This is a genomic window from Pseudarthrobacter sp. GA104 (assembly GCF_009741265.1).
In the GTDB taxonomy this organism is placed as follows: domain Bacteria; phylum Actinomycetota; class Actinomycetes; order Actinomycetales; family Micrococcaceae; genus Arthrobacter.
This window is the reverse complement of sequence record NZ_WOWL01000001.1, coordinates 3460886-3484028: the sequence shown is the minus strand read 5'-3', so window position 1 is coordinate 3484028 and position 23143 is coordinate 3460886. Positions and strand designations below refer to the sequence as shown.

Genomic DNA, 23143 nt, shown 5'->3' with positions numbered 1-23143 from the left:
AGTCAGCGTATTACTTCGCGTCCTTTTCCTCGGCTGCGGGAGCCTCGGGAGCTTCCTCAGCGGCCGGAGCCTCTTCGGTTGCAGCCTCTTCAGCCGGAGCCTCAGCAGCGTCGGCTTCAACAGCCTCTGCCTCGGGAGCCTCTTCTGCAACGGGTGCAGCAGCGGCTTCCTTCTTGTCAGCGTCGCGCTTCGCAGCGGAGGTAGCCTCGGCTACAACAGCCTGCTTGGCGGAAACCGGCTCAAGGACGAGCTCGATGACAGCCATGGGAGCGTTGTCGCCCTTGCGGTTGCCGATCTTGGTGATGCGGGTGTAGCCGCCGTCGCGGTTCTCCACAGCCTGGGCGATGTCGGTGAACAGCTCGTGGACGACGCCCTTGTTGCTGATCAGGCCGAGGACCCGGCGGCGGGAAGCGAGGTCGCCACGCTTGGCGAAGGTGACCAGGCGCTCTGCGTACGGCTTCAGGCGCTTGGCCTTGGTCACCGTGGTGGTGATCCGCTTGTGCTCGAACAGGGATGCTGCCAGGTTCGCGAGCATGAGGCGCTCGTGAGCCGGGCCGCCTCCGAGGCGCGGACCCTTAGTGGGGGTAGGCATAATTGTTTCTCCTCAAATGGAAGCCGTGGGCGCTGCACACCGTGGTGCCTGCCCGCCGGCCAAGGTCTGGTTTAGAGTTCGTCGTCGCCGAAGGCGGCGTCGTCCTCTTCGATTGCTGCGGCGCGTGCTGCGAGGTCAAAACCGGGAGGCGAGTCCTTGAGGGACAGGCCCAGTTCAACCAGCTTTGCCTTGACCTCGTCAATGGACTTGGCACCGAAGTTGCGGATGTCCATCAGGTCAGCCTCGGAGCGGGCAACGAGTTCACCCACGGTGTGGATGCCCTCACGCTTGAGGCAGTTGTAGGAACGGACGGTGAGGTCCAGATCCTCGATCGGCAGTGCCATGTCGGCTGCCAGGGCAGCGTCGGTGGGCGACGGGCCGATCTCGATACCTTCAGCTGCGGTGTTCAGCTCACGTGCCAGACCGAAGAGCTCCACCAGGGTGGTGCCTGCGGAAGCAACAGCATCGCGCGGGGCGATGGCCTGCTTGGTCTCGACGTCGACAATCAGCTTGTCGAAGTCGGTGCGCTGCTCAACACGGGTTGCTTCCACGCGGAAAGTAACCTTCAGCACCGGCGAGTAGATGGAGTCGACCGGGATGCGGCCGATCTCTGCATCGCCGGACTTGTTCTGAGCTGCCGAAACGTAGCCGCGGCCGCGCTCGATGGTCAGTTCGAGTTCGAACTTGCCCTTCGAGTTCAGCGTGGCGATGTGCAGATCCGGGTTGTGGAATTCGACGCCGGCCGGCGGAGCGATGTCCGCGGCGGTGACGACTCCGGGGCCCTGCTTGCGCAGGTATGCAACAACCGGCTCATCGTGCTCGGAGGAGACCGAGAGGCTCTTGATGTTCAGGATGATCTCAGTGACATCTTCCTTGACACCCGGAACCGTGGTGAACTCGTGCAGCACGCCATCGATCCGGATGCTGGTTACGGCAGCACCGGGGATGGAGGAGAGCAGGGTACGGCGGAGGGAGTTTCCGAGGGTGTAGCCGAAGCCCGGTTCCAGCGGTTCAATGATGAAACGCGAACGGTTTTCGGAGACTACCTCTTCGGAGAGGGTGGGGCGCTGTGCAATGAGCACTTAGGTTTCCTTTCGGCGAGCATCCGCTATATGACGCAACACAGGTGGTGGAAATTCGGTCTGAAGACTTAACGCGCTGGGCTTGCCCGGACCGTCGACGGTCCGGGCAAGCTCAAACGGCGGAAAAGCCTTAGACGCGGCGGCGCTTCGGCGGGCGGCAGCCGTTGTGCGCAGCGGGGGTGACGTCCTGGATGGAGCCAACCTCGAGGCCGGCGGCCTGGAGCGAACGGATCGCGGTCTCGCGTCCGGAGCCCGGGCCCTTGACGAAAACGTCTACCTTGCGCATGCCGTGCTCCTGCGCACGCTTGGCAGCAGCTTCGGCGGCCATCTGGGCTGCGAACGGGGTGGACTTACGCGAGCCCTTGAAGCCAACCTCACCTGAGGAAGCCCAAGAGATAACAGCGCCGTTCGGGTCCGTGATGGAAACGATGGTGTTGTTAAAAGTGCTCTTGATGTGCGCCTGGCCCAGCGCGATATTCTTCTTGTCCTTCTTACGCGGCTTGCGAACCGCGCCACGAGTCTTCGGGGGCATTTTTTCTCCTACAGAAAGTTATCGGGGGAAAGTCCGTTAGTCCCGGCGGGGATTTTAACGGGCCTTCTTCTTGCCGGCGACGGTACGCTTCGGGCCCTTGCGGGTACGTGCGTTGGTCTTCGTACGCTGTCCGCGTACGGGCAGGCCCTTGCGGTGGCGCAGGCCTTCGTAGCTGCCGATTTCAACCTTGCGGCGGATATCTGCTGCTACTTCGCGGCGAAGGTCACCCTCAACCTTGTAGTTGCCTTCAATGTAGTCACGCAGCTCAACCAGCTGGGCGTCAGTCAGGTCCTTGACGCGAACGTCAGCGCTGATGCCCGTGGCAGCCAGGGTTTCGTGTGCACGGGTCTTGCCCACGCCGTAGATGTAAGTAAGCGCAATTTCCAGCCGCTTTTCGCGGGGAATGTCTACGCCAGCGAGACGAGCCATAGTGGCAGTACTCCTTGATAAACCGGAGGTCCTAGGCAGTACACCCGCACGTTCTGTGCGGCCCCAGCCTCCGACCGGGGGTTAGCTGTCCGGACTCTTTCGAGCTCAATGTTCCAGATCAGCTTGTGCTGCCTTTATTTACTTGCGTGGGTTAGCAACCCAGGATTTCCCGATGAAGGGAAATTAGCCCTGGCGCTGCTTGTGGCGCGGGTTCTCGCAGATCACCATGACCCGGCCATTACGGCGGATCACTTTGCACTTTTCGCAGATCTGCTTGACGCTCGGCTTGACCTTCATGGCATTCCTTTGCGTGTAACAGTTGGTCAACTGGAGCGGCGCTCAGCTCGCGCTGAAGCCGCCCAGCAATTTACTTGTAGCGGTAGACGATACGACCACGGGTGAGGTCGTACGGGCTCAGCTCCACCACTACGCGGTCCTCTGGGAGGATTCGGATGTAGTGCTGACGCATCTTTCCAGAGATGTGTGCCAGAACGATGTGCTTGTTGGTGAGCTCAACGCGAAACATCGCGTTAGGCAGCGCCTCGGTCACAACGCCTTCGATCTCAATGACCCCGTCCTTCTTGGCCATACCCTCCGCTAACTGTTGTTGCCGCAGCCCTGCCGGATTGCACCGGGCATGGCCACGAACGTTTTGGTTGGATCGATTGCCGGCTCCAGACCCAAAAGGGCGTGGCAGTCCAGACAACCAACAAACAACACTACGCCACTTTGCAGCGAAAGTTAAATCCAGCCATGCTAGCGCATCCCGCCGCCGTACGCACCATATTCCCCCGCCGGAGTGCTCACGGCCCGGGCACTGGCTATGCCGTCGAGGATGGCCAAACGTACGACGTCGGCTGCCGCACTCTGCAGGGTGATGAGGCTGAGCCGCCGGGCAGCTTCGTCCGAACGATCGAGTGCCGCAGCCTGGGTGGCCAGGCAGAATACAGTGTCCCCGTCAGCCAGGGTGTGGCTCGGATTCAGGGCCCTTGCTATCCCGGCGTGCGCCGCCGAAGCAGTTCGCTTGCACTCGGCAACATCGAGCACCGCATTGGTGGCGACAACAACGAGGGTGGTGTTCAGCGGGGCGTCTGCATCATGGCGATTGGGCCTCTCGAACCCAAAGGGGAGTCCCAACGCATTGACGATGGCAAGGGCTCCGACAACGATGCCGTTGTCCAGCGTGATGGAGGCCGTGCCTGCGCCGCCTTTGAACTGTCCCCTGCCGATGAGGGCCCCGGTGCCGGCGCCCACGTTGCCGCGTCCGACGTCGTGCCCTTCCGTTTGCGACGCAGCGGCGGCGGTTGCCGCGTAGCCCATGTCCGCCGTCGGACGTGCGGAGAAGTCCCCGCCCCTGCCCAGGTCGAAGATCGCGGCGGCCGGCACGATAGGGACTACTCCCCCGGGCACCGGGAACCCGCGGCCGTTCTCCTCGCACCAGCGCTGGGCGCCGGCGGCGGAGGCAAGGCCGTACGCGCTGCCGCCGGTGAGGACCACGGCGTCGACGGCGCTGACCAGGGTGGTGGGATCCAGAGCGTCCGTCTCATGGGTGGCCGGTCCGCCTCCCTGGACATCCACCGAACCCACCGTGCCCGGCGGCGGAAGGACCACCGTCACCCCGGTCAGCCAGCCGTCGTCGGACCTTTGCGCGTGGCCAACCCGGATGCCGGGGACATCGGTGATCGCTCCCATGCCATCCATTCTGCCCTTTTGACCAGCAAACTGATGAATACGGCGGGTCCCTGACTTTCAAACAAAGTTTGTGCAAGACTGCAGGCAGCACAGCGTTAACAGGCAATGAAGCCTCGTATAACAGTCCCCTCACGAGGGCATTCGTAGCTTTCCGCCTACTGACTTTGTGGTGAAGTAATGGCTAGACTCCCCCGACCACGGCCGGCCACGAGCAGGCACGAATCCCGTGAGAGACCGCATGACCCGTCAACTCGCACCCCATCCGTCCACCGATCCCACGAAGCCCGGACCCGCCGCCGCCCCTGGACGCCGGCGCTGGACGCAGCGAACCCGGCGTGACTTCTTCGTGTTCCTTGCCCTCGCTTTGCCCAACCTGGTGCTGATCGCCGTCTTCACATACAGGCCTTTGGTCAGCAACATCTACTACTCCACGCTGGACTGGACCCTGGGGTCGCCCTCAGCCACGGTGGTGGGCATCAATAACTACGTCACCTTCTTCACCAGCGACGACGCCTCCAAGGTACTGGGCACCACGGCGATCTTCACTGCAGTCACGGTGGGCGGATCCATGATCCTGGGGCTGCTCATCGCCCTGGCGCTGAATGCGAAAGTCCCGGGAACCACCTTCGCCCGTTCAGCGGTATTCGCTCCCTACGTCCTGTCCGGCGTGGGCGTGGGCCTGGTGTGGCTCTTCATTTTCGATCCCGGCTACGGCGTCCTGGCCTGGCTGCTCCGGGGCATCGGCCAGCAGAGCCCGCAGTGGATCAATGACCCGCAGCTTTCCCTGGTCATGGTCATCCTCGTCTACGTCTGGAAGAACCTGGGGTACTGCGCGGTGGTCTACCTGGCCGGGCTGCAGTCCCTGCCGCAGGATGTCATGGAGGCGGCGTCCCTGGATGGCGCGAACGGGTTCCGGCGGTTCATCAGCATGTCGTTGCCCCTCCTGTCCCCCACCACGTTCTTCCTGCTGATCACCACCATGCTGTCCTCGCTGCAGGCCTTCGACCTGATCCGCATCATGACCCCGTTGGGAACCGGTACCAGCACCCTGATCTACGAGGCGTATCTCCAGGCGTTTGGTGCCTTCAACCGCGCAGGCTATTCGGCGGCCATCTCGGTGGTCCTGTTTGCGATCCTCCTGGTGATCACCGTGTTCCAACTGCGTTTCGTGGAGCGGAAGGTGCACTACTCGTGAGCTCCCTGTCACCGGTCAACCCGGACCCCACCGTCCCGGCAACGCAGGAAGCCGGACCGCTTCTTCCCCGCGATCGGCCCTTCTCGCGGCGCAACCTGGCGCAAGCCGTCCTCGGCGGCTACGTCCCGCTGGTCCTGGCAACCCTGGTGGTCTTCCTGCCGCTGCTCTGGATGGTGCTCAGCTCTTTCAAGCAGCCTGGTGAGATCATCACCATGGACCTGAAGATCCTGCCGGAAGGCCTCGATCTGCAGAACTACCAGATCGCGATGACCACTGTGCCCTTCGGCCAGTTCTTCCTGAACAGCACCATCGTCACGGTGACGGGCGCCAGCGTGAAAGTCATCCTGGCCATCCTGACGGCCTACGCCCTGGTGTTCGTGCGCTTCCCGTTCAAAAACGCGATTTTCGTCCTGATCCTGGTGGCCCTTATGGTGCCGCCCCAGGTGTCCATCCTGCCCAACTACATCCTGATCTCGGGAATGGGCGGAAAGAACACCCTGTGGGGCATCATCCTCCCGGGCCTCGGAACCGCCTTCGGAACCTTCCTCCTGCGCCAGCACTTCCTCACACTGCCCGCCTCCATCCTTGAGTCGGCGGAAATCGATGGCGCCGGCCACTGGCGCCGCCTCTGGCGGATCGTGGTGCCGGTCTCCGTTCCCTCCATCGCCACGGTGGCACTCGTGACCATTGTCAGCGAGTGGAACGAGTACATCTGGCCGCTGATCATCACGGACCGTCCCGACACCATGACCCTGCCGGTGGGCCTGACACTGCTCCAGAACTCCGAGGGCAACGCCTCCGGATGGGGCATCCTCATGGCCGGCGCCGTCCTGGTCATCGTCCCCATCCTTATCGTTTTCGCAGCCCTCCAGCGTTACATCGTCGCCGGGCTCACCCAGGGCAGCGTCACCGGGTAAGCCCGTGCCGCCGTCGTTCGTCACAGAAGAAGCACCCAACTCCTCAATGCGGCACCCAACGAAAGGACCTGCACATGACACAGCACCTCGATCGGAGGCACTTCCTGGGACTCGCCGGGGTCACGGCGTCGGCCGCTGCCCTGGCAGCCTGCGGCGGCCCGTCCACGAGCGGCACGCCCAAGGCCAGCGAAGCCGCGGAACTCGACTTCAGTGGAGTGAAACCGGCCGCGAAAATCGACTTCTGGTCCAACCACCCGGGTAAGTCGCAGGACGTCGAAAAGGCCATTATTGAGAAGTTCCACGCCAAGTTCCCGGACATCCGGGTCAACCTGGTCACAGCCGGCGCGAACTACGAGGAAATCGCGCAGAAGTTCCAGACCTCGCAGGCGGCAAAATCCGGCCTCCCGGGCGTCGTGGTCCTCTCCGATGTCTGGTGGTTCCGCTACTTCACCAACGGCAGCATCATCCCGGTGGACGCCCTCGTCAAGCAGCTGGACATCAAGCTGGACGATTTCCGGAAGTCACTCGTGGACGACTACAAGTACAACGACAAGCAATGGGCGCTCCCTTACGGGCGTTCAACTCCCCTGTTCTATTACAACAAGGACCACTTCAAGGCGGCCGGGCTGCCGGACCGGGCACCCAAGACCTGGCAGGAGTTCGGCGAGTGGGCGCCCAAGCTGAAGGCCAGCTCAGGCGCGCAGTACGCCTACATCTATCCGGCACTGGCGGGCTACGCGGGCTGGACCCTGCAAAACAACCTCTGGGGCTGGGGTGGCTCCTGGTCCAAGGAATGGGAGATCACCTGTGATTCACCTGAATCCATCGAAGCGCTGCAGTGGGCCCAGGACTCCATCTACAAGAACGGGTGGGCCGGCGTCTCCTCCAAGGAAGCTGCGGACGACTTCTCCGCCGGGCTGACCTCGTCCACGATCTCCTCCACCGGGTCCCTCCTCGGTGTGCTGAAGTCCGCGCCGTTCAATGTGGGTGTGGGCTTCCTTCCCGGCGGACCGAAGGCCGAGACCAACGTCTGCCCCACCGGCGGCGCAGGGCTGGGCATCCCCAGCGGCATCACCAAGGAAGAGCAGCTGGCAGCCGGCACGTTCATCAAGTTCATGACCGAGCCGGAAAACAGCGCAGCCTTCTCGGCTGCCACCGGCTACATGCCCACCCGCGAGTCGGCGGACATGAAGGCGGTCCTGGCCCGGACGCCGCAGATCCAGACTGCCGTGGACCAGCTGGCTGTTACGCGGGTCCAGGACAATGCCCGCGTGTTCCTCCCGGGTGCTGACCAGGAACTGGCCAAGGCGGCCGCAGCGATCCTTACCCAGCAGGCGGACGTCAAGTCCACCATGACCAGCCTCAAGAAGACGCTGGAGGGCATATACGAAAAGGACGTCAAGCCGAAGCTCAGTTGAGTTTCTCCTTAAGGACGAAGCGCCGGCTGACGTTGTGGAATCACAACGTCAGCCGGCGCTTCTGCCTGGGCAGGAAGGCCGCGGGGCTACGGGACCGGCACCGGGGTGACCCCGAGGGGCACCAGGTGCTCCGCGCCGCCGTCGGGCGCTGACAGCACCCAGATGCCCTTCTCATGGACAGCCACGGAGTGCTCCCACTGGCAGGAGCGCTGGCCGTCCGTGGTCACCACGGTCCAGTCGTCCTCAAGGACAGCGGTGTCGATGCCGCCGCGCACCAGCATGGGCTCGATCGCGAGGCAGAGCCCGGGCCGGATCTTGGGTCCACGGTGGCTGGTGCGGTAGTTCAGCACATCCGGGGCCATGTGCATTTCCGAGCCGATGCCGTGGCCTACGTAATCTTCGAGGATCCCCAACGGCTTGCCGGGGACTGCGGAAACGTAGTCGTCGATGGCGGCCCCGATGTCACCCACATGCTTGCCGGTGGCCAGTGCCGCGATTCCGCGCCACATGGCTGCATTGGTCACGTCAGACAGGCGCTGGTCCTCCGGATCGGCGGTGCCCACGATGACGGTCCTGGCGGAGTCGGAGTGCCAGCCGTTCACGATTGCGCCGCCGTCGATCGAGATGATGTCCCCGTCCTTGAGCACGCGGCTGCCGGGGATGCCGTGCACCACTTCCTCATTGACGGAGGTGCAGATCGTGGCCGGAAAGCCGTGGTAGCCGAGGAAGTTCGACTTTGCGCCCGCCTCGTTCAGCACGGCGGCGAAGACGTCGTCCAGGTGCTTGGTGGTCACTCCGGGCACGGCCGCGGCAACGGCAGCGTCAAGCGCGCGGCTCAGGACCAGGCCTGCCTCGTGCATGATGCGCATCTGGGCATTGGTCTTGTATTCGATGCGGGGCTGGCCAAAGGCCATGGTGTTCCTTCTTTCAAATGGCTGAGGCTCCTCCCGGATGACGGGAGGAGCCTCGGATAACTGCCGCCTGGATCAGGCTGCCTGCGCTGCCTTGATGGCCTGCATCACGCGGTCGGTGACCTCGTCGATGGGGCCGATGCCGTCCACCTGGGTGAGGATGCCGCGCTCGGCGTACTTGGCCACCACGGCTTCGGTCTGCTCGTGGTACAGGTCAAGGCGGTGGCGGATGACGGCTTCGTTGTCGTCGCTCCGGCCCGTTTCCTTGGCCCGGCCGAGCAGCCGGTGCACCAGTTCCTCATCGTCGGCAGTCAGCTGCAGGACGACGTCGAGCTTTTCCTCACCCTTGGCGAGGATCTCGTCCAGGTAGTCCACCTGGGCGGTGGTGCGGGGGTAGCCGTCCAGCAGGAAGCCGTTTTCGACGTCGGACTCGCTGAGCCGGTCCCGCACCATCTTGTTGGTCACGCTGTCCGGAACGAAGTCGCCGTTGTCCATGTACTTCTTGGCCTCGATGCCAAGCGGCGTTTCGCCCTTCACGTTTGCACGGAAGATGTCGCCGGTGGAGATGGCCACAACGCCGAGGCGTTCTGAAATCCGTTCCGCCTGCGTTCCTTTTCCGGAGCCCGGAGGCCCAATAATCAGCATTCTCGTCATCGCAAAAGCCCTTCGTAGTGACGTTGTTGTAGCTGTGCGTCAATCTGCTTGACGGTCTCCAGACCCACGCCCACCATGATCAGGATCGAGGTGCCACCGAACGGGAAGTTCTGGTTCGCGTTGATCAGTACCAGTGCAACCAGCGGAATCAGCGCCACGAAGCCCAGGTACAGGGCTCCTGGCAGGGTGATCCTGGAGAGCACGTACTGCAGATAGTCAGCGGTCGGCTTACCCGCGCGGATACCCGGGATAAAGCCGCCGTACTTCTTCATGTTGTCCGAGACCTCTTCAGGGTTGAAGGTGATCGCGACATAGAAGTAGGTAAAGAACACGATCATGGCGAAGTACAGAACCATATAGATCGGGTGGTCACCGCGTGTCAGGTTGTTATTGATCCATTCAACCCACGGCTGGAGCTGCTCGCCCTGCTTGGGCTGGTTGAACTGCGCAACCAGGCCCGGCAGGTACAGCATGGAGGACGCGAAGATCACCGGGATGACACCGGCCATGTTGACCTTGATGGGGATGTAGGTGCTGGTGCCGCCCACGGTCCGGCGGCCGATCATCCGCTTCGCGTACTGAACAGGAACGCGGCGCTGCGATTGCTCAACGAAGACCACCAGGGCCACGGTGAGCAGGCCCACGGCAAGGACGATAAAGAAGGTGCCGGGACCCTGCGAGGTCCAGATGGCGCCCAGGGAGGTGGGGAAGGTGGCAGCAATGGACGTGAAGATCAGCAGCGACATGCCGTTGCCCACGCCCTTCTCGGTCACGAGTTCGCCCATCCACATGATCAGGCCGGTGCCGGCCGTCAGGGTGATGATGATCAGGATGGTGGTGATCACGCTGCTGTCGGGAATGATCTGCAGGTTGCAGCCCGGCAGCAGCTGGCCGGAACGCGCCAGCGATACCAGGGTGGTGGCATTGAGCAGGCCGAGCGCGATGGTGAGGTAGCGCGTGTACTGGGTCAGTTTCGACTGGCCGGACGCGCCTTCCTCGTACAGTTCCTGGAACCGGGGAATGACCACCCGGAGCAACTGGACGATGATGCTTGCCGTGATGTACGGCATGATACCCAGGGCGAAGATGGACACCTGCAGCAGGGCTCCGCCGCTGAACAGGTTCACGAGCTGGTACAGCCCGCCTGCCGTCTGACCGCCCTGCAAGCATTGCTGCACGTTCTGGTAGTTCACACCAGGCGAGGGAATGAAGGCACCCAAGCGGAAGATGGTGATGATTCCCAGCGTGAACAACAACTTGCGTCGCAGATCAGGCGTGCGAAAGGCCCGGCCAAATGCGCTAAGCAAGCGTCCTCCTGTGGTGTCTATAAGAGTGGTGTGATGGGGATCGATGAATCCCAACAACCGAGTCTAACGGGTGTATGCGCCCTGCGAACAATCCGCGGCAGCGGCGCTGCGCCGGATGGCGGCGAAAAAACGCCGGGCGGATGGAAAAAACTCCCGGTCCCGGGGCCGTAGCCCCGGGACCGGGAGTTCAACAACGGGCTTGGCGCCCACCGGCTCTAGAGAGCGGTGGTGCTTCCGCCTGCTGCGGCAATCTTTTCAGCGGCGCTGGCCGAGAATGCGTGGGCGGTGACGTCAACCTTGACGGTGATGTCGCCGGTGCCCAGCACCTTGACGGGCTGGTTCTTGCGAACGGCACCCTTTTCGACCAGGTTCTCCACGGTGACTGCGCCACCTTCGGGGAACAGCTCGTTGAGCTTGTCCAGGTTTACAACCTGGTACTCGACCCGGAACGGGTTCTTGAAGCCGCGCAGCTTGGGCAGGCGCATGTGCAGCGGCAACTGGCCGCCGGCAAAGCCAGCCTTGATCTGGTAGCGGGCTGCAGTACCCTTCGTGCCACGGCCAGCGGTCTTACCCTTGGATGCTTCACCACGACCAACACGGGTCTTGGCGGTCTTGGCACCCGGGGCGGGACGCAGGTGGTGAACCTTCAGGGCGTTCTGCTTCTCAGCAGCCTGTGCCTTATCAGCAGTGTTCTCTGCCATTTACTTCGCCTCCTCTACCTTTACCAGGTGCGGAACCGTGTTGAGCATTCCAACAGTCACGGCATCGGCGGTGCGGACAACAGTCTGTCCGATCCGCTTCAGGCCGAGGGACCGCAGGGTGTCGCGCTGGTTCTGCTTGCCGCCAATGGCGGACTTGATCTGAGTGATCTCCAACTGCGCGTCGGAGGGAATCAGGTTCTTAGCCATGACTAGGCACCTGCCTTCATGTTCAGAAGGGCCTTCACCAGTGCCGGCGGAGCGATCTCGTCGAGGGGCAGGCCGCGGCGTGCTGCCACTGCTGCCGGCTCTTCGAGGCGCTTCAGGGCGTCAACAGTCGCGTGAACGATGTTGATGGCGTTGGAGGAACCGAGCGACTTGGAGAGGATGTCGTGGATGCCCACGCACTCCAGTACTGCACGGACCGGGCCACCGGCGATAACACCGGTACCGGCGGAGGCCGGACGCAGCATTACGACGCCTGCGGCAGCCTCACCCTGAACGCGGTGCGGGATGGTGCTGCCAACGCGGGGAACGCGGAAGAAGGACTTCTTAGCTTCTTCTACGCCCTTTGCGATTGCGGCAGGAACTTCCTTAGCCTTGCCGTAGCCAACGCCGACCATACCGTTGCCGTCACCGACGACGACCAGGGCGGTGAAGCTGAAGCGACGACCACCCTTGACCACCTTGGAAACGCGGTTGATGGTGACGACGCGCTCTACGAACTGGCTCTTCTCGGCTTCACGGCCGCCATCGCGGCCGCCACGGCCACCACGGTCGCCGCGGCCCTGGCCACGGTCGCCACGCTCGCCGCGACGAGCGCCACCACGGCGGTCATCGGCAGCTGCGGGGGCAGTGGTCTCAGTGGCAGCTACGGCTTCAGTAGCCTTCTGATCTGCAGACACAGTGTCCTTTTCCTTGTTTGCTTCCGTCACAGTGACAGCCCACCTTCACGTGCACCGTCAGCGACGGCGGCGATCCGGCCGTGGTACTTGTTACCACCGCGGTCGAAGACAACAGCTTCGATACCGGCAGCCTTGGCACGCTCTGCGACGAGTTCGCCAACGCGCTTGGCCTTGGCAGTCTTGTCGCCGTCGAATGCACGAAGGTCGGCTTCCAGAGTGGAGGCGCTCGCTACGGTCTGGCCCTTGGTGTCATCGACAACCTGGACGAATACGTGGCGTGCGGAACGGTTGACGACCAGACGCGGACGTACAGCCGTACCGGAGATGCGCTTACGGATACGAAGCTGGCGGCGGCTGCGCGAAGCAGACTTGCTCTTGTTCGTACGCTTCTTGTTAATTGAGATGGCCATGGTTACTTACCAGCCTTTCCGACCTTGCGGCGGATGACTTCGCCGGCGTAACGGATGCCCTTGCCCTTGTAGGGGTCCGGCTTCCGCAGCTTGCGAATGTTGGCAGCAACCTCGCCGACCTGCTGCTTGTTGATACCTGAAACAGAGAGCTTGGTCGGGGTCTCAACTGCAAAGGTGATGCCCTCCGGTGCGGAGACATTGACCGGGTGGCTGAAACCGAGAGCGAACTCAAGGTCAGATCCCTTGGCCTGAACGCGGTAACCGGTACCGACGATTTCAAGCTTCTTCTCGTAGCCCTTGGTGACGCCCTCGATCATGTTGGAGATCAGGGTGCGGGTCAGGCCGTGGAGTGAACGGGAGGCGCGCTCGTCGTTCGGGCGGGCGACAGTCAGGGTGTCTGCATCCAGGGTGACCTCGATCGGGCTGGCCACAGTGTGGTTCAGCTCGCCTTTGGATCCCTTGACGCTGACGACAGAGCCGTCAACCTTGACCTCAACGCCGGCAGGAACGGTGATGGGGAGACGTCCAATACGTGACATTATTCTCTTCCTTTCCCGTTACCAGACGTACGCGAGGACTTCGCCGCCCACGCCCTTCTTGCCGGCCTGCTTGTCAGTCAGGAGGCCGGAAGAGGTGGACAGGATTGCGACACCCAGGCCACCGAGCACGTGCGGCAGGTTGGTGGACTTTGCGTAAACACGCAGGCCCGGCTTGGAGATACGGCGAACGCCAGCGATTGAACGCTCGCGGTTCGGTCCGAACTTGAGCTCGATGGTCAGCTTCTTGCCAACCTCAGCGTCCTCTTCCTTCCAGCCGGCGATGAAACCTTCGGCCTTGAGGATGTCGGCGACGCGTGCCTTGAGCTTGCTGTACGGCATGGTCACGGTGTCGTGGTATGCCGAGTTTGCATTGCGCAGACGCGTAAGCATGTCTGCGACAGGATCTGTCATTGTCATGGTGGGCTCTTGCCCTTCCTCGTAACGGTTTCCGCGGCGCAGCTTCCCTGACCGGAGTCAGGGCCGTGCCGCCGGACCTTTTACGTAGTTAGATTAGTCTTCGGCCTTGAACGGGAAACCAAGCGCCTTGAGCAGCGCACGGCCTTCGTCATCGGTCTTGGCAGTGGTAACAACCGTGATGTCCATACCGCGGACGCGGTCGATCTTGTCCTGGTCGATTTCGTGGAACATAACCTGCTCGGTCAGACCGAAGGTGTAGTTGCCGTTGCCATCGAACTGCTTGCCGCTCAGTCCGCGGAAGTCGCGGATACGGGGCAGTGCCAGGGTGACAAGACGATCCAGGAATTCCCACATGCGGTCGCCACGCAGGGTAGCGTGCGCACCGATGGGCATGCCTTCGCGCAGCTTGAACTGTGCGATCGACTTGCGGGCCTTGGTTACCTGCGGCTTCTGGCCGGTGATCTGGGTGAGGTCGCGGACAGCGCCGTCGATCAGCTTGGAGTCCTTGGCGGCATCTCCAACACCCATGTTCACAACGACCTTCACGAGGCGGGGAACCTGGTTGACGTTCTGGTACTTGAATTCCTCAATGAGCGTGCTCTTGATGGATTCTGCGTACTTGGTCTTCAGACGAGGAACGATCTTCGTTGCCGGAGTCTCGAGAGTCTCAGTCATTAGATGTCCTTCCCTGAGCTCTTGGCCACGCGGATGCGGACTTCGCGCTGCTTGCCGTTACGCTCAACGGTCTCAGTGCGGAAGCCGACGCGGGTGGGCTTCTTGGTGGACGGGTCAACCAGAGCCACGTTGGAGATGTGGATCGGGGCTTCAACAACCTCGATGCCACCGGTCTTGGTGCCGCGCTGCGACTGACCGACCTTGGTGTGCTTGGTTACGCGGTTAACGCCTTCAACCAACACGCGGTTGGTGTCGGTAAAAACACGCAGGACCTTGCCCTGCTTGCCGCGGTCGCCGCCGCGCTCAGCCTTGGCGCCAGTGATGACCTGAACGAGGTCACCCTTCTTGATCTTAGAAGCCATGGACTAGAGCACCTCCGGAGCCAAAGAAACGATCTTCATGAACTTCTTGTCACGGAGTTCACGACCAACCGGTCCGAAGATACGGGTACCGCGGGGGTCACCGTCGCCCTTCAGGATCACAGCTGCGTTCTCGTCAAACTTGATGTAGGAACCATCCGCACGGCGGCGTTCCTTCTTGGTACGGACGATGACTGCCTTGACAACATCGCCCTTCTTTACGTTGCCGCCCGGGATTGCATCCTTGACGGTGGCGACAATGACGTCACCGATGCCTGCGTAGCGACGGCCAGATCCACCGAGAACGCGAATGGTAAGGATTTCCTTAGCACCCGTGTTGTCGGCGACCTTGAGTCGCGACTCCTGCTGAATCACTATTTACTCCTTGCGTCGCGCCGGTTCTCAGACCGAAAATCTTCCTACGGAATGAGCCTTGCGGAACGGTTGATCGGGGTGTCTCTTGACCTGCCTGGATTTTGCCAGACCAGGCCTAAACTCCCGTGCCAGAAGCAGTTGCTCCCATCCGGTCCAGGACTGCTCCTGGGCGCAAGGGGGCACTATGCCATGGCACGCTTGTTTACGAGGTTGATGACGGCGCACGAAAGGCGCCATACAAACTCAAAATCTTAGCACAGTTCCGGCCAGTCCCCATATCACCGCCGGCGCTCCCCCGCAAGGCGGACGACGCCGTTACGCACTGCAGCCTGACGGCCCACCTCTGGTGCCGCTCCCCGCCGTCGGACGCTCTCTCACTTAATGCGCCTTTTCGGTCATCGCTCTCTCACTGTCCTCAGGAAAGTGAGAGAGCATCGGCCAAAAACCGACGTTAAGTGAGAGAGCGTCGCGGGGGGCACGACGGCGCCATGCGCGGGGGTCTTTCGGCCCACCTTGCGTGCCACTCCCCCGGGAAGCCGCAGCACCGCCGTCGTGCGGTCACCACGCGTCCACGCCGTTAAAGCGGAAACCCCCGCTCCCAGGGGAGCAGGGGTTTCCGGTTACCGAAGCAGCAGGTGCTACTTGGCCTTCTCGAGGATTTCCACGAGCCGCCAGTTCTTGGTGGCGGACAGCGGGCGGGTCTCGGCGATAACAACGAGGTCGCCGATGCCGGCGGTGTTGTTCTCGTCGTGAGCCTTGACCTTGGAGGTACGGCGGATGACCTTGCCGTACAGGGCGTGCTTCACGCGGTCTTCAACCTGGACAACGATGGTCTTTTCCATCTTGTCAGAGACCACGTAGCCGCGACGCGTCTTGCGGTAACCGCGCTGCTCAGCCGTGGCTGCGGTAGCAGTTTCCGTCACGTTCTCGTCCTTTTCACTCACTTGGCATCCTCCTCGGTCTCAACCGTTTCAGCCGGCTCGGCCTTCTTGGTTGCGGCCTTCTTGGACTTCTTCTCTTCCTTGGCTTCCACAACCGGTGCGGCAACCTCGGCACGAATGCCCAGCTCGCGCTCACGGAGAACGGTGTAGATGCGGGCGATGTCCTTCTTTACCGCGCGCAGACGACCGTGGTTCTCCAGCTGTCCGGTGGCGGACTGGAAACGCAGGTTGAACAGCTCTTCCTTGGCCTTGCGGAGTTCTTCAACGAGACGCTCGTTGTCGAAACCGTCCAGCTGTGCGGGAGCCAGATCCTTGGATCCTACTGCCATTTCTATTCACCACCTTCGCGACGCAGAATGCGTGCCTTCAACGGGAGCTTGTGGATTGCCAGGCGCAGTGCCTCGCGGGCTACCGATTCCTCGACACCGGAGATCTCGAAGAGAACCCGGCCCGGCTTGACGTTTGCGACCCACCATTCCGGTGAACCCTTACCGGAACCCATGCGGGTTTCGGCAGGCTTCTTGGTCAGGGGACGGTCCGGGTAGATGTTGATCCAGACCTTACCGCCACGCTTGATGTGGCGGGTCATCGCGATACGGGCAGACTCGATCTGACGGTTGGTGACGTATGCCGGGCTCAGGGCCTGGATGCCGTACTCACCGAAGGAGACCTTGGTGCCGCCCGTAGCAGCGCCGGAACGACCCGGGTGGTGCTGCTTACGGTGCTTGACTCGACGTGGGATAAGCATTTAAGCCTGTCCTCCTTCTACAGCCTGTGCCGGTGCGGCTGCAGCTGCCTCAGCTGCCGGAGCCTCGGCAGCAGGAGCTGCGTCAGCGGCCGGGCGGTCGTTGCGACGGCGGCGGTCACCACGGTCAGCGCCACCCGGGCGGCCCGGACGGTCGCTGGCACCGCGGCCACGGGACGGGGCGGAAGCGGCCTGCTGGGCCAGTTCCTTGGCGGTGACGTCACCCTTGTAGATCCAGACCTTCACGCCGATGCGGCCGAAGGTGGTCTTGGCTTCGTAGAAGCCGTAGTCGATGTTCGCGCGGAGGGTGTGCAGGGGCACACGGCCTTCGCGGTAGAACTCCGAGCGGGACATTTCAGCGCCACCCAGTCGACCGGAGCAGGCGATACGGATGCCCTTGGCACCTGCACGCTGCGCAGACTGCATGGCCTTCTTCATTGCGCGGCGGAACGCCACACGTGAAGTCAGCTGCTCAGCAACGCCCTGGGCAACAAGCTGGGCTTCCATCTCGGGGTTCTTGACCTCGAGGATGTTCAGCTGGACCTGCTTGCCGGTGAGCTTTTCGAGCTCGCCGCGGATGCGGTCTGCTTCTGCTCCACGGCGGCCGATGACGATGCCGGGACGGGCCGTGTGGATGTCCACGCGGACGCGGTCACGGGTGCGCTCGATCTCAACCTTGGCGATACCGGCGCGCTCCATGCCCGTGGACATGAGCTGGCGGATGCGGATGTCTTCGCGAACGAAGTCCTTGTACCGCTGGCCGGCCTTGGTGCTGTCAGCGAACCAGTGCGATACGTGATCGGTGGTGATGCCGAGTCGGAACCCGTGCGGGTTTACTTTCTGTCCCACTTAGCGAGCCTCCTCTTTCTCCGGGGTAGCGACTACCACGGTGATGTGGCTGGTGCGCTTCTTGATCTGAAATGCACGACCCTGGGCACGCGGCTGGAACCGCTTCATGGTCGGGCCTTCATCAACAAACGCTTCGCTGATGATGAGGTCACCTTCGTCAAACGCCACGCCGTCGCGGTCCGCGAGGACCCGGGCGTTGGAGATTGCCGACTGTACTACCTTGAATACCGGCTCCGAAGCTGCCTGGGGGGCAAACTTCAGAATTGCCAGAGCCTCATTCGCTTGCAATCCACGAACAAGGTTGACGACGCGCCGGGCCTTCATAGGCGTTACGCGGATGTGGCGCGCAATTGCCTTGGCTTCCATTGCTTTCCTTCTCTCGTCTTTGACGTAAGTGCAGGCGCCTAGCGGCGCTTGCCCTTACGGTCGTCCTTGACATGGCCGCGGAATGTCCGCGTGGGAGCGAATTCGCCGAGCTTGTGCCCGACCATCGACTCAGTGACAAACACCGGAATGTGCTTGCGTCCGTCGTGTACGGCGATCGTGTGTCCGAGCATGTCGGGGATGATCATCGAACGGCGGGACCAGGTCTTGATGACGTTCTTGGTGCCCTTTTCGTTTTCCCTGGCTACCTTCACAAAGAGGTGCTGGTCGACGAAAGGACCTTTTTTCAGGCTGCGTGGCATGTGTCCAGGCTCCTATCGCTTGTTCTTGCCAGTACGACGGCGACGAACAATAAGCTTGTCGCTCTCTTTGTTGGGGCGGCGGGTGCGGCCTTCCCGCTGACCGTTGGGGTTGACGGGGTTACGTCCACCGGACGTCTTACCCTCACCACCACCGTGCGGGTGGTCAACCGGGTTCATGGCGACACCACGGACGGTCGGGCGGACGCCCTTCCAGCGCATGCGGCCGGCCTTGCCCCAGTTGATGTTCGACTGCTCGGCGTTGCCGACCTCGCCGACGGTTGCGCGGCAGCGCACGTCAACGTTGCGGATTTCGCCGGAAGGCAGACGCAGCTGGGCGAAACGGCCTTCCTTGGCAACAAGCTGGATGGATGCACCGGCGGAGCGGCCCATCTTGGCGCCGCCACCCGGACGCAGTTCAACTGCGTGGATAACGGTACCCACGGGGATGTTGCGCAGGGGCAGGTTGTTGCCAGGCTTGATGTCAGCGTTGGCGCCGGCCTCTACGAAGTCACCCTGGGACAGCTTGTTCGGGGCGATGATGTAACGCTTGGTGCCATCAACGTAGTGCAGGAGGGCGATGCGAGCCGTACGGTTCGGATCGTACTCAATTTCAGCAACGCGGGCGTCCACGCCGTCCTTGTCGTGACGACGGAAGTCGATCAGACGGTACTGGCGCTTGTGTCCGCCACCCTTGTGACGGGTGGTGATCTTACCGGTGTTGTTACGGCCACCCTTTTTGGGCAGCGGACGTACCAACGACTTTTCCGGAGTCGACCGCGTGATTTCGGTGAAGTCCGCTACGCTCGAGCCACGACGGCCCGGGGTAGTCGGCTTGTATTTACGGATTCCCATAATTTATTTCCTCGTTAAAGTGGTCTCCGCTACGAGAGCGGACCGCCGAAGATGTCGATGGTGCCTTCTTTGAGGGTGACAATCGCACGCTTGGTGTTCTTGCGGGTACCCCATCCGAATTTGGTGCGCTTGCGCTTACCGGCACGGTTGATGGTGTTGATCGAGTCGACCTTGACGGAGAAGATTTTCTCCACGGCCAGCTTGATCTCGGTCTTGTTCGAACGGGGGTCCACCAGGAAGGTGTACTTGCCCTCGTCGATCAGGCCGTAGCTCTTTTCCGACACGACGGGTGCAAGCACGACGTCGCGCGGATCCTTGATGGTGGCTGCACTCACTTGGCATCCTCCTCATTCTTTGCCACTGCCTTGCCGGCAACGAATGCGTCGTAGGCAGCCTTGGTGAAGACAACGTCATCAGACACGAGAACGTCGTAGGTGTTCAGCTGGTCTGCGTACAGAACGTGAACACCGGCGAGGTTGCGCACGGACAGTGCTGCAACATCGTTGGCGCGCTCGATGACGACCAGCAGGTTCTTGCGGTCGGAGACGCCGCGCAGCGCTGCAAGTGCAGCCTTGGCGGAAGGCTTGGAGCCTTCTACCAGCTCGGCGACAACGTGGATGCGCCCGTTGCGTGCCCGGTCAGACAGTGCGCCGCGCAGTGCAGCAGCAATCATCTTCTTGGGGGTGCGCTGGCTGTAGTCACGCGGGGTGGGACCGTGGACAACGCCACCGCCGGTCATGTGAGGAGCACGGATTGAACCCTGACGGGCGCGGCCGGTGCCCTTCTGCTTGAACGGCTTACGTCCTGCACCGGAAACTTCAGCGCGGGTCTTGGTCTTGTGGGTACCCTGGCGAGCAGCAGCGAGCTGGGCAACGACAACCTGGTGCAGCAACGGCACGTTGGTCTGGACGTCGAAGATCTCTGCAGGCAGGTCAACCTGGACAGTGTTAGCCATTGGACTAGGCTCCCTTCACGGCGGTGCGTACGAGGACGACCTGGCCGCGGGCGCCGGGAACGGCACCCTTGATAAGGAGCAGCGACTTCTCGACGTCAACCGCGTGGACCGTGAGGTTCAGCGTGGTGTGACGAACGGCGCCCATGCGGCCGGCCATTTTCATGCCCTTGAAGACGCGGCTCGGGGTGGATGCGCCACCGATTGAACCGGGCTTACGGTGGTTCTTGTGGGCACCGTGGGAAGCTCCAACGCCGTGGAAGCCGTGACGCTTCATAACACCGGCGAAGCCCTTACCCTTGGTGGTGCCGATGACGTCGATCTTCTGGCCGGCTTCGAAGACCTCTACGGAGAGCTCCTGGCCCAGCTCGTACTCAGCAGCATCTGCGGTACGGAGTTCGACGACGTGGCGGCGAGGCGTGACGCCCGCCTTTTCAAAGTGACCAGCCAGCGGCTTGGTGACCTTGCGGGGATCGATCTGGCCGTAGCCGATCTGAACGGCGACGTAGCCATCAGCTTCTGCGTTGCGCAGCTGGGTGATGACGTTCGAATCTGCCTGGACCACAGTGACGGGGATGAGCTTGTTGTTCTCGTCCCAGACCTGGGTCATGCCGAGCTTCGTGCCCAGCAGGCCCTTTACGTTACGGGTTGCGGTCATAGTCTCTCAGCACCTCCCTACAGCTTGATTTCGATGTTCACGTCAGCCGGCAGGTCGAGACGCATGAGCGAGTCAACAGCCTTCGGCGTGGGATCGATGATGTCGATAAGACGCTTGTGCGTGCGCATTTCGAAGTGCTCGCGGCTGTCCTTGTACTTGTGCGGAGAGCGGATCACGCAGTACACGTTCTTCTCCGTAGGCAGCGGCACGGGGCCCACTACCGTTGCGCCTGCGCGCGTGACCGTCTCAACGATCTTCCGTGCTGAAACGTCAATGACCTCGTGGTCGTATGACTTCAGCCGGATGCGGATTTTTTGTCCCGCCATGTCGCCTGACTCTCTTTCAGTCTGTGCTTCCCCTGGTTAGGGCTGCCCTGTTCATTTCTCGTTGTATGGCTGCCGAAGCATTTGAAGTCGTAACTACCACCCGCCGCACAAGCTGAATCCGGATGAATCCGGGTTCCTCACCTTGCCGGCGCAACCGACCCCCGCGGTCGGGCGTGTCGCGCTGTGCACGCATACAAATCCGCTATTCCATGGGGAGTGGGTTATGTTTGGTCTTCCACTTGGACCCTGGCATCCGGCATTATCCGGATCGGGACGCGAAGAAGCGCTTGAACAACTCATCTAGTATGCCGGAATTTGGCGGCAGAAGCGAATCGGCGCCGCTCACGCCCGGCCGCGGGTGCTTCTTCCGGGGCCATTGCCCCCCGTCCCAACCGAATGGATGATAGGGGCATGACCCTGGAAAGCACAGACTCGGCGACCGAACTCGCCAGCCGGATGCCGGCGTCGTTCACTTTGGGGGTAGCCGCTGCTGCCTTCCAGATTGAAGGAGCATTGGCCGACGGCGGGCGGGGGCCCTCCGGCTGGGACGCCTTCGCCGAGAAGCCGGGCGCCATCGTGGACGGCCACTCCCCCGCTGTGGCGTGCGATCACTACAACAGGCTGCCGGAGGACGTGGCCCTGCTGAAGGACCTTGGGGTGGACTCCTACCGCTTCTCACTCTCCTGGCCGAGGATCCAACCCGAGGGGCGCGGCGGTTTCAACAAAGAGGGCCTGGACTTCTACGACCGGCTCCTGGATCAGCTGCTTGCGGCCGGGGTCAGCCCGATGGCTACGCTCTACCACTGGGATACCCCGCTGCCGCTGGAACACCGCGGCGGCTGGATGAACCGGGAGACAGCCGAGCGCTTCGGCGAATATGCCAGTGCCGCGGGCGAACGCTTCGGGGACCGTGTGGCGCAGTGGGTCACCTTGAACGAACCCGTCTCGGTGACCCTGAACGGCTATGCCCTGGGCGTGCATGCCCCCGGCCATGCGCTCATGTTCGACGCACTCCCGTCCATTCACCACCAACTGCTGGCCCACGGCCTTGGTGCGCAGGCACTGCGGGCAGCCGGCGTAACCGGAGGCATCGGGGTGACCAACCTGCACGCGCCCGTGCGGCCCGCCAGCGGCAAGATAGGTGACCGGCTCGTAGCCCACCTCTATGACCTGCTGATGAACCGGATCTACGCAGATCCCGTGCTGCTAGGCCGCTACCCGAAGCTTCCCCTGTATGCCAAGCCATGGCTGCGCTCCATCGGCAGAATCTCCGACGCCGATCTGCGCACCATCCACCAGCCACTGGACTTCTACGGCCTGAATTACTACTTCCCCGTGAAGGTGGCCCTGGGACGCGGCGCAGCATCAATCCCGGCAGATGTCCACAAAGCGGTGGCGCGACTGCCCTTCCACGAGGTGGGCTACCCGGAATACGACAGCACCGGGTTTGGTTGGCCTGTGGCCCCGGATCATCTGGGTGTCCTGCTGAAAGAGCTCCACGACCGGTACGGCGAAGTACTGCCGCCGGTGTTCATCACCGAGGGCGGCGCCAGCTTCCCTGAGCCCGAGACCGTGTCCGGAACATGGCAGGACGAGGAGCGGGTGCGCTACCTGGCCACGCACCTTGGAGCAGCCCTTGATGCCACCGCTCCGGGCGGGATCGCTTCCGGCGTGGACCTCCGGGGCTACTACGTGTGGACCCTCATGGACAACTTCGAGTGGGCGGCCGGATATTCACAACGCTTCGGACTGGTCCATGTGGACTTTGACACCCAGGCGCGCACCCCGAAACAGTCCTTCTACTGGTACCAGGAACTCAGCCGCGCAAGGAAAGCGGGCAAGGCCTAGTTTGTGCTCCCGGCGGGGGCGCCGTGAGCAGCTACAGCTCCTTGTTAGCCCTGTTGATGCGCTTCGCGCGGTCGATCTCGTGGCGGAAATACCGCCTGGCCCAAAACACACCGGCCACGACGGCAACCGCGATGATCAGGAAAATTAGCCAGCCCATGGTGAACTCCTCTCGGTCCAGC

General features: G+C 62.4%; 35 protein-coding genes. 4 read left to right on the top strand and 31 right to left on the bottom strand.

Annotated elements, in window-relative coordinates; translation table 11 throughout:
• Positions 1-10: 10 nt before the first annotated feature.
• The 7 genes from rplQ to GK109_RS15915 form a co-directional block, all read right to left on the bottom strand.
• A complete protein-coding gene (rplQ, locus tag GK109_RS15945) occupies positions 11-592 on the bottom strand; it encodes a 50S ribosomal protein L17 (protein WP_157241611.1) in 582 nt (193 codons plus the stop codon).
• A 71-nt stretch (positions 593-663) separates the two neighbouring features.
• On the bottom strand, positions 664-1674 hold the full coding sequence (locus tag GK109_RS15940) for a DNA-directed RNA polymerase subunit alpha (protein WP_013601812.1): 1011 nt from the start codon (positions 1672-1674) through the stop codon (positions 664-666).
• Positions 1675-1804: 130 nt separating this feature from the next.
• Positions 1805-2206: a 30S ribosomal protein S11 gene (gene rpsK / locus GK109_RS15935; RefSeq protein WP_018769149.1), complete on the bottom strand. Its 402-nt coding sequence runs from the start codon at positions 2204-2206 to the stop codon at positions 1805-1807.
• A 54-nt stretch (positions 2207-2260) separates the two neighbouring features.
• Positions 2261-2635: a 30S ribosomal protein S13 gene (gene rpsM / locus GK109_RS15930; protein WP_003803743.1), complete on the bottom strand. Its 375-nt coding sequence runs from the start codon at positions 2633-2635 to the stop codon at positions 2261-2263.
• Positions 2636-2818: 183 nt separating this feature from the next.
• A complete protein-coding gene (gene rpmJ / locus GK109_RS15925) occupies positions 2819-2932 on the bottom strand; it encodes a 50S ribosomal protein L36 (RefSeq protein WP_009358722.1) in 114 nt (37 codons plus the stop codon).
• Positions 2933-3002: 70 nt separating this feature from the next.
• Positions 3003-3224 carry a translation initiation factor IF-1 gene (gene infA, locus GK109_RS15920; RefSeq protein WP_009358723.1) on the bottom strand — a complete coding sequence of 74 codons (222 nt, stop codon included), beginning with the start codon at positions 3222-3224 and terminating at the stop codon, positions 3003-3005.
• Positions 3225-3391: 167 nt separating this feature from the next.
• A complete protein-coding gene (locus tag GK109_RS15915) occupies positions 3392-4327 on the bottom strand; it encodes a P1 family peptidase (RefSeq protein WP_157241610.1) in 936 nt (311 codons plus the stop codon).
• A gap of 238 nt (positions 4328-4565) precedes the next feature.
• Between GK109_RS15915 and GK109_RS15910 the strand changes: the two genes are divergently transcribed.
• The 3 genes from GK109_RS15910 to GK109_RS15900 all read left to right on the top strand — a co-directional run bounded on the left by GK109_RS15910 (position 4566) and on the right by GK109_RS15900 (position 7857).
• Complete coding sequence (locus GK109_RS15910) at positions 4566-5522, top strand: carbohydrate ABC transporter permease (protein WP_197432481.1); 957 nt, start codon at positions 4566-4568, stop codon at positions 5520-5522.
• Positions 5519-6439, top strand: coding sequence for a carbohydrate ABC transporter permease (locus tag GK109_RS15905; protein ID WP_370460634.1), 921 nt, complete (start codon positions 5519-5521; stop codon positions 6437-6439). Before GK109_RS15910 ends, GK109_RS15905 begins: the two co-directional genes overlap by 4 nt.
• A 74-nt stretch (positions 6440-6513) precedes the next feature.
• Positions 6514-7857 carry an ABC transporter substrate-binding protein gene (locus GK109_RS15900; protein WP_157241609.1) on the top strand — a complete coding sequence of 448 codons (1344 nt, stop codon included), beginning with the start codon at positions 6514-6516 and terminating at the stop codon, positions 7855-7857.
• Positions 7858-7943: 86 nt separating this feature from the next.
• On the opposite strand, the gene map is transcribed toward GK109_RS15900, so the two are convergent.
• From map to rpsJ, 23 genes are all read right to left on the bottom strand, one after another.
• Complete coding sequence (gene map, locus GK109_RS15895; RefSeq protein ID WP_157241608.1) at positions 7944-8771, bottom strand: type I methionyl aminopeptidase; 828 nt, start codon at positions 8769-8771, stop codon at positions 7944-7946.
• A gap of 72 nt (positions 8772-8843) precedes the next feature.
• Positions 8844-9413 carry an adenylate kinase gene (locus GK109_RS15890; RefSeq protein ID WP_197432583.1) on the bottom strand — a complete coding sequence of 190 codons (570 nt, stop codon included), beginning with the start codon at positions 9411-9413 and terminating at the stop codon, positions 8844-8846.
• A 5-nt stretch (positions 9414-9418) separates the two neighbouring features.
• Positions 9419-10729 (bottom strand): preprotein translocase subunit SecY, encoded by a 1311-nt coding sequence (gene secY, locus GK109_RS15885; protein WP_157241607.1) that lies wholly within the window; start codon positions 10727-10729, stop codon positions 9419-9421.
• Positions 10730-10944: 215 nt separating this feature from the next.
• A complete protein-coding gene (gene rplO, locus GK109_RS15880) occupies positions 10945-11430 on the bottom strand; it encodes a 50S ribosomal protein L15 (RefSeq protein WP_157241606.1) in 486 nt (161 codons plus the stop codon).
• The gene (gene rpmD, locus GK109_RS15875) at positions 11431-11637 is read right to left on the bottom strand and encodes a 50S ribosomal protein L30 (protein ID WP_078027228.1); all 207 of its coding nucleotides are present in this window, start codon (positions 11635-11637) and stop codon (positions 11431-11433) included. It lies immediately after the preceding gene.
• Positions 11638-11639: 2 nt separating this feature from the next.
• Positions 11640-12362: a 30S ribosomal protein S5 gene (gene rpsE, locus GK109_RS15870; RefSeq protein WP_321214078.1), complete on the bottom strand. Its 723-nt coding sequence runs from the start codon at positions 12360-12362 to the stop codon at positions 11640-11642.
• Positions 12359-12742, bottom strand: coding sequence for a 50S ribosomal protein L18 (rplR, locus tag GK109_RS15865; protein ID WP_157241605.1), 384 nt, complete (start codon positions 12740-12742; stop codon positions 12359-12361). The genes rpsE and rplR overlap by 4 nt, the downstream gene beginning before the upstream one ends.
• 2 nt (positions 12743-12744) lie before the next feature.
• Positions 12745-13281 carry a 50S ribosomal protein L6 gene (gene rplF, locus GK109_RS15860; RefSeq protein ID WP_050054319.1) on the bottom strand — a complete coding sequence of 179 codons (537 nt, stop codon included), beginning with the start codon at positions 13279-13281 and terminating at the stop codon, positions 12745-12747.
• 18 nt (positions 13282-13299) lie between these two features.
• On the bottom strand, positions 13300-13698 hold the full coding sequence (gene rpsH / locus GK109_RS15855) for a 30S ribosomal protein S8 (RefSeq protein WP_041652213.1): 399 nt from the start codon (positions 13696-13698) through the stop codon (positions 13300-13302).
• Positions 13699-13791: 93 nt separating this feature from the next.
• Complete coding sequence (gene rplE / locus GK109_RS15850; RefSeq protein ID WP_102975105.1) at positions 13792-14373, bottom strand: 50S ribosomal protein L5; 582 nt, start codon at positions 14371-14373, stop codon at positions 13792-13794.
• Complete coding sequence (rplX, locus tag GK109_RS15845) at positions 14373-14735, bottom strand: 50S ribosomal protein L24 (protein ID WP_102975106.1); 363 nt, start codon at positions 14733-14735, stop codon at positions 14373-14375. The genes rplE and rplX overlap by 1 nt, the downstream gene beginning before the upstream one ends.
• Before the next feature lie 3 nt (positions 14736-14738).
• The gene (gene rplN, locus GK109_RS15840; RefSeq protein ID WP_009358299.1) at positions 14739-15107 is read right to left on the bottom strand and encodes a 50S ribosomal protein L14; all 369 of its coding nucleotides are present in this window, start codon (positions 15105-15107) and stop codon (positions 14739-14741) included.
• A gap of 638 nt (positions 15108-15745) precedes the next feature.
• Positions 15746-16051 (bottom strand): 30S ribosomal protein S17, encoded by a 306-nt coding sequence (rpsQ, locus tag GK109_RS15835; RefSeq protein ID WP_013601827.1) that lies wholly within the window; start codon positions 16049-16051, stop codon positions 15746-15748.
• On the bottom strand, positions 16048-16377 hold the full coding sequence (rpmC, locus tag GK109_RS22255) for a 50S ribosomal protein L29 (RefSeq protein WP_013601828.1): 330 nt from the start codon (positions 16375-16377) through the stop codon (positions 16048-16050). Before rpmC ends, rpsQ begins: the two co-directional genes overlap by 4 nt.
• A 2-nt stretch (positions 16378-16379) precedes the next feature.
• Positions 16380-16796 carry a 50S ribosomal protein L16 gene (gene rplP / locus GK109_RS15825; protein ID WP_013601829.1) on the bottom strand — a complete coding sequence of 139 codons (417 nt, stop codon included), beginning with the start codon at positions 16794-16796 and terminating at the stop codon, positions 16380-16382.
• Entirely contained in the window at positions 16797-17642 is an 846-nt protein-coding gene (gene rpsC / locus GK109_RS15820) for a 30S ribosomal protein S3 (RefSeq protein ID WP_321214079.1), read from the bottom strand. It lies immediately after the preceding gene.
• On the bottom strand, positions 17643-18008 hold the full coding sequence (gene rplV / locus GK109_RS15815; RefSeq protein ID WP_009358304.1) for a 50S ribosomal protein L22: 366 nt from the start codon (positions 18006-18008) through the stop codon (positions 17643-17645).
• A 38-nt stretch (positions 18009-18046) separates the two neighbouring features.
• Positions 18047-18328, bottom strand: a complete 282-nt coding sequence (rpsS, locus tag GK109_RS15810) for a 30S ribosomal protein S19 (RefSeq protein WP_003803803.1) — start codon at positions 18326-18328, stop codon at positions 18047-18049.
• A 12-nt stretch (positions 18329-18340) separates the two neighbouring features.
• Positions 18341-19180: a 50S ribosomal protein L2 gene (gene rplB, locus GK109_RS15805; protein WP_066277871.1), complete on the bottom strand. Its 840-nt coding sequence runs from the start codon at positions 19178-19180 to the stop codon at positions 18341-18343.
• Positions 19181-19209: 29 nt separating this feature from the next.
• Entirely contained in the window at positions 19210-19515 is a 306-nt protein-coding gene (gene rplW, locus GK109_RS15800; protein ID WP_102975110.1) for a 50S ribosomal protein L23, read from the bottom strand.
• Positions 19512-20135 carry a 50S ribosomal protein L4 gene (gene rplD, locus GK109_RS15795; RefSeq protein ID WP_104998635.1) on the bottom strand — a complete coding sequence of 208 codons (624 nt, stop codon included), beginning with the start codon at positions 20133-20135 and terminating at the stop codon, positions 19512-19514. The genes rplW and rplD overlap by 4 nt, the downstream gene beginning before the upstream one ends.
• Before the next feature lie 4 nt (positions 20136-20139).
• Positions 20140-20790 carry a 50S ribosomal protein L3 gene (rplC, locus tag GK109_RS15790; RefSeq protein ID WP_013601833.1) on the bottom strand — a complete coding sequence of 217 codons (651 nt, stop codon included), beginning with the start codon at positions 20788-20790 and terminating at the stop codon, positions 20140-20142.
• A gap of 17 nt (positions 20791-20807) precedes the next feature.
• Complete coding sequence (gene rpsJ, locus GK109_RS15785) at positions 20808-21116, bottom strand: 30S ribosomal protein S10 (RefSeq protein WP_003803825.1); 309 nt, start codon at positions 21114-21116, stop codon at positions 20808-20810.
• A 411-nt stretch (positions 21117-21527) separates the two neighbouring features.
• Here rpsJ and GK109_RS15780 point away from each other — a divergent pair, with 411 nt between their 5' ends.
• Positions 21528-22964: a GH1 family beta-glucosidase gene (locus tag GK109_RS15780; RefSeq protein WP_157241604.1), complete on the top strand. Its 1437-nt coding sequence runs from the start codon at positions 21528-21530 to the stop codon at positions 22962-22964.
• A 31-nt stretch (positions 22965-22995) separates the two neighbouring features.
• On the opposite strand, the gene GK109_RS22235 is transcribed toward GK109_RS15780, so the two are convergent.
• Positions 22996-23121 carry a hypothetical protein gene (locus tag GK109_RS22235; RefSeq protein WP_255428758.1) on the bottom strand — a complete coding sequence of 42 codons (126 nt, stop codon included), beginning with the start codon at positions 23119-23121 and terminating at the stop codon, positions 22996-22998.
• Positions 23122-23143 lie beyond the last annotated feature (22 nt).

Coding starts and splice junctions, on each gene's coding strand:
- rplQ (WP_157241611.1), bottom strand. CDS start 592: ATGCCTACCCCCACTAAGGGTCCGCGCCTCGGAGGCGGCCCGGCTCAC.
- rpsK (WP_018769149.1), bottom strand. CDS start 2,206: ATGCCCCCGAAGACTCGTGGCGCGGTTCGCAAGCCGCGTAAGAAGGAC.
- rpsM (WP_003803743.1), bottom strand. CDS start 2,635: ATGGCTCGTCTCGCTGGCGTAGACATTCCCCGCGAAAAGCGGCTGGAA.
- rpmJ (WP_009358722.1), bottom strand. CDS start 2,932: ATGAAGGTCAAGCCGAGCGTCAAGCAGATCTGCGAAAAGTGCAAAGTG.
- infA (WP_009358723.1), bottom strand. CDS start 3,224: ATGGCCAAGAAGGACGGGGTCATTGAGATCGAAGGCGTTGTGACCGAG.
- GK109_RS15915 (WP_157241610.1), bottom strand. CDS start 4,327: ATGGGAGCGATCACCGATGTCCCCGGCATCCGGGTTGGCCACGCGCAA.
- GK109_RS15910 (WP_197432481.1), top strand. CDS start 4,566: ATGACCCGTCAACTCGCACCCCATCCGTCCACCGATCCCACGAAGCCC.
- GK109_RS15900 (WP_157241609.1), top strand. CDS start 6,514: ATGACACAGCACCTCGATCGGAGGCACTTCCTGGGACTCGCCGGGGTC.
- map (WP_157241608.1), bottom strand. CDS start 8,771: ATGGCCTTTGGCCAGCCCCGCATCGAATACAAGACCAATGCCCAGATG.
- GK109_RS15890 (WP_197432583.1), bottom strand. CDS start 9,413: ATGCTGATTATTGGGCCTCCGGGCTCCGGAAAAGGAACGCAGGCGGAA.
- rplO (WP_157241606.1), bottom strand. CDS start 11,430: ATGGCAGAGAACACTGCTGATAAGGCACAGGCTGCTGAGAAGCAGAAC.
- rpmD (WP_078027228.1), bottom strand. CDS start 11,637: ATGGCTAAGAACCTGATTCCCTCCGACGCGCAGTTGGAGATCACTCAG.
- rplR (WP_157241605.1), bottom strand. CDS start 12,742: ATGGCCATCTCAATTAACAAGAAGCGTACGAACAAGAGCAAGTCTGCT.
- rplF (WP_050054319.1), bottom strand. CDS start 13,281: ATGTCACGTATTGGACGTCTCCCCATCACCGTTCCTGCCGGCGTTGAG.
- rpsH (WP_041652213.1), bottom strand. CDS start 13,698: ATGACAATGACAGATCCTGTCGCAGACATGCTTACGCGTCTGCGCAAT.
- rplE (WP_102975105.1), bottom strand. CDS start 14,373: ATGACTGAGACTCTCGAGACTCCGGCAACGAAGATCGTTCCTCGTCTG.
- rplX (WP_102975106.1), bottom strand. CDS start 14,735: ATGGCTTCTAAGATCAAGAAGGGTGACCTCGTTCAGGTCATCACTGGC.
- rpmC (WP_013601828.1), bottom strand. CDS start 16,377: ATGGCAGTAGGATCCAAGGATCTGGCTCCCGCACAGCTGGACGGTTTC.
- rplP (WP_013601829.1), bottom strand. CDS start 16,796: ATGCTTATCCCACGTCGAGTCAAGCACCGTAAGCAGCACCACCCGGGT.
- rplV (WP_009358304.1), bottom strand. CDS start 18,008: ATGGAAGCCAAGGCAATTGCGCGCCACATCCGCGTAACGCCTATGAAG.
- rpsS (WP_003803803.1), bottom strand. CDS start 18,328: ATGCCACGCAGCCTGAAAAAAGGTCCTTTCGTCGACCAGCACCTCTTT.
- rplB (WP_066277871.1), bottom strand. CDS start 19,180: ATGGGAATCCGTAAATACAAGCCGACTACCCCGGGCCGTCGTGGCTCG.
- rplD (WP_104998635.1), bottom strand. CDS start 20,135: ATGGCTAACACTGTCCAGGTTGACCTGCCTGCAGAGATCTTCGACGTC.
- rplC (WP_013601833.1), bottom strand. CDS start 20,790: ATGACCGCAACCCGTAACGTAAAGGGCCTGCTGGGCACGAAGCTCGGC.
- rpsJ (WP_003803825.1), bottom strand. CDS start 21,116: ATGGCGGGACAAAAAATCCGCATCCGGCTGAAGTCATACGACCACGAG.
- GK109_RS15780 (WP_157241604.1), top strand. CDS start 21,528: ATGACCCTGGAAAGCACAGACTCGGCGACCGAACTCGCCAGCCGGATG.
- GK109_RS22235 (WP_255428758.1), bottom strand. CDS start 23,121: ATGGGCTGGCTAATTTTCCTGATCATCGCGGTTGCCGTCGTGGCCGGT.